The sequence below is a fragment of the Allosphingosinicella sp. genome (genome assembly GCF_036387215.1).
Classification (GTDB): domain Bacteria; phylum Pseudomonadota; class Alphaproteobacteria; order Sphingomonadales; family Sphingomonadaceae; genus Allosphingosinicella.
Genome location: NZ_DASVUE010000267.1, coordinates 1 through 2,913, shown reverse-complemented (window position 1 = coordinate 2,913; position 2,913 = coordinate 1). Strand labels below are relative to the sequence as shown.

The 2,913-nt window shown below is 66.4% G+C and carries 2 protein-coding genes and 1 pseudogene; 2 read left to right on the top strand and 1 reads right to left on the bottom strand.

The genetic code is table 11. The features are described from left to right. Nucleotides 1-1,413: aspartate--tRNA ligase (gene aspS / locus VF662_RS10840; RefSeq protein WP_464140966.1), on the bottom strand; the 1,413-nt coding region annotated here is incomplete at its 3' end. A 107-nt stretch (nucleotides 1,414-1,520) separates the two neighbouring features. Here aspS and rnd point away from each other — a divergent pair. Both rnd and VF662_RS10830 read left to right on the top strand, forming a co-directional pair. Next, on the top strand, nucleotides 1,521-2,699 hold the full coding sequence (gene rnd / locus VF662_RS10835; protein ID WP_464140964.1) for a ribonuclease D: 1,179 nt from the start codon (nucleotides 1,521-1,523) through the stop codon (nucleotides 2,697-2,699). Further along, nucleotides 2,696-2,913 (top strand): annotated as a pseudogene (locus VF662_RS10830) (hypothetical protein); the annotation flags it as partial. The gene rnd and the pseudogene VF662_RS10830, both read left to right, overlap by 4 nt.

The following is a 2,913-nucleotide window of genomic DNA, read 5'->3' as shown; positions in this document are numbered from 1 at the left end:
GAGCGGGTCCTTCGTCTCCAGCGCTTCCAGCTCGCCCTGCGGCATCGAGAAGGGGTTGTGCGAGAAATCGACCTTCTTCGCTTCCTCGTCATATTCGTACATCGGAAAGTCGACGATCCAGCAGAAATCGAAGCGGTTCTCGTCGATCAGCCCCAGTTGCTCGGCGATCCGGGTGCGGGCCAGTCCGGCGAGCTTGGCGGCCTGCGCTTCCTTGCCGGCGGCGAAGAAGATGCCGTCGTCGGGGCCGAGGCCAAGGTCCGCGACGAGGCGGCGGGTCGCTTCCTCGCCGTGGTTCTTGGCAATCGGTCCGCCGAGCTCTCCGCCCTTTTGCGTGATGTAGCCGAGGCCGGCATGGCCTTCCGAGCGCGCCCACTCGTTCATTTCGTCGAAGAACTTGCGGCTTTTCTCGGCCGTATTCGGCGCCGGGATGGCGCGGACCACGCCGCCCGAGCCGACGATGTTGGCGAACAGGCCGAAGCCCGAGCCTTCGAAATGGCTCGAGACGTCGGAGATGAGGATCGGGTTGCGCAGGTCCGGCTTGTCGGAGCCGTATTTCAGCATCGACTCGCGATACGGGATGCGCGGGAACGAGCCTGCGGGCGTGACGCTCCTGCCGTTGGCGAATTCCTCGAACACGCCTGCGAGCACCGGCTCGATCGCCTGGAACACGTCTTCCTGGGTGACGAAGCTCATCTCGAAATCGAGCTGGTAGAATTCGCCCGGGCTCCGGTCGGCGCGGGCGTCCTCGTCGCGGAAGCAGGGCGCGATCTGGAAATAGCGGTCGAAACCCGCGACCATGATCAGCTGCTTGAACATCTGCGGCGCCTGCGGGAGCGCGTAGAATTTGCCGGGATGGACCCGGCTCGGCACCAGATAGTCGCGCGCGCCTTCGGGGCTCGAAGCCGTCAGGATCGGCGTCTGGAACTCGGTGAAGCCCTGATCGACCATCCGGCGGCGGATCGAGGAAATCACGTTCGAGCGCAGGATGATGTTCTGGTGGATGCGCTCGCGGCGAAGGTCGAGATAGCGATAGCGAAGGCGGATATCCTCGGGATAATCGGCCTCCCCCGCCACCGGCAGCGGAAGCTCGCTGGCCGAGGACTGCACCACCACTTCATCAGCCGAAAGCTCGATCTCGCCCGTCGCGAGGTTCGGGTTCGACGCCTCGGGCCCACGCGCCACGACTTCGCCGGTAACGGTCACGACCGATTCCGCCCGGAGCCCGTCGAGGATCCGGAGCGGCTCGCTGCCCGCCTTCGCCACCACCTGGGTGATCCCGTAATTGTCGCGAAGATCGACGAACAGAACACCGCCATGGTCGCGCTTCCGGTGCACCCAGCCGGAAAGCTTCACCCGCTCGCCGACATTCGTCGCGCGGAGCTGGGCGCAGGTGTGGGTGCGGTAGGCGTGCATCGAGGATCGCTTTCAGTGTCGAGAATTTGGTGAAAATGCGAGGCGTGCGCTTCCAAGGTGAGAGGCGCTTTGTCAAGCGAAGAGCCCGCCGCTATGACGGCGCCCGCATGCATATTCACCCACTGATTACAGACAGCGACTCGCTTCTCCAGCTCTGCGAACGCCTCGCCAAATCGGACTTCGTGGCCGTCGATACCGAGTTCATGCGCGAGAACACCTATTGGCCCGATCTCTGCCTCGTGCAGATCGGCAACCTCGAGGAAGCCGCCGCGATCGACCCGAAGGCGGACGGGATCGATCTCGCGCCCCTGCTCGACCTGATGGTGGACAATGAGGACGTGCTGAAGGTCTTCCACGCCGGCGGTCAGGACCTGGAGATCATCTACAACCTCACCGGCAAGACGCCCCATCCGCTGTTCGATACCCAGATCGCCGCGATGGCTCTGGGGCTCGGCGAGCAGGTCGGCTATTCGAACCTGGTCGAGAGCCTCATCGGCAAGAGCCTCGACAAGGGCGCCCGATTCACCGACTGGGCGCGCCGCCCGCTCGACAAGCGGCAGATCGATTATGCGATCGGCGACGTCACCCACCTTGCGGCGCTCTTCCCGAAGATGCTTCAGCGGCTCCGGAAGACGGGGCGCGGCGACTGGCTGGACCAGGAGATGGAGCGGCTGGGCGATCCTTCCAACTATGCCAACGATCCCGCGCAGGCGTGGAAGCGGGTGCGGGTGCCGAGCCGGAAGCCGGAGGTGCTGGGCCGCCTCAAGGCCGCCGCCGCCTGGCGCGAGATCGAGGCCCGCTCAAAGAATCTCCCGCGCGGCCGGATCATGAAGGACGAGACGCTGGCCGACATCGCCTCGCACCCGCCTTCCAGCCAGGAGGCGCTTGGAAGCGTCCGTGGGCTTTCGGCAAGCTGGCGGTCGAACGACATCGGCGCTCGGCTGATGGACGCGCTCGCCTCCGCTCAGCCGCTCCCCGCCGACGAGATGCCGGTCCGAGAGGACAGGCAGCCGGGGCTCGGCAAGGAAGGCGCGCTGGTCGCGGACCTCCTGAAGCTGCTGCTGAAGATCCGCGCACGGGAGAGCAATGTCGCCGCTCGCCTCATCGCCCGGACCGAGGAGCTGGAGCTGCTCGCCGCCGGACGGCGCGAGGGGCTGCAGATACTGGAAGGCTGGCGTTTCGAGGAATTCGGGCGCGATGCGCTCGACCTTGTCGAAGGGCGGCTCGCCTTTGCGATCAAGAACGGTAAGCTGGCCATGACGAGGACGGAGCTCGAACCGCAATGACGAAGCCGGCGCTGGGAGGATTGCTGCTCATGACCGCCGCCTGCACGCCGGTGCCTCCCGCTGAGCCCGCGGGGGAGCCGGTCCGCGAGTTCGGCGGCGGCCGCGTATGCGACGCCGCCAAGGCCCAGCCGCTGGTCGGCCGCCACGGCACGAGCGAGCTCGGCGCGCAAGCGCTCCGCCTTTCCGGCGCCGGCACGATCCGCTGGATCCCGCC

Excerpts from the sequence above, each read along its gene's own strand:
- rnd (WP_464140964.1), top strand. The coding sequence starts at position 1,521 with ATGCATATTCACCCACTGATTACAGACAGCGACTCGCTTCTCCAGCTC.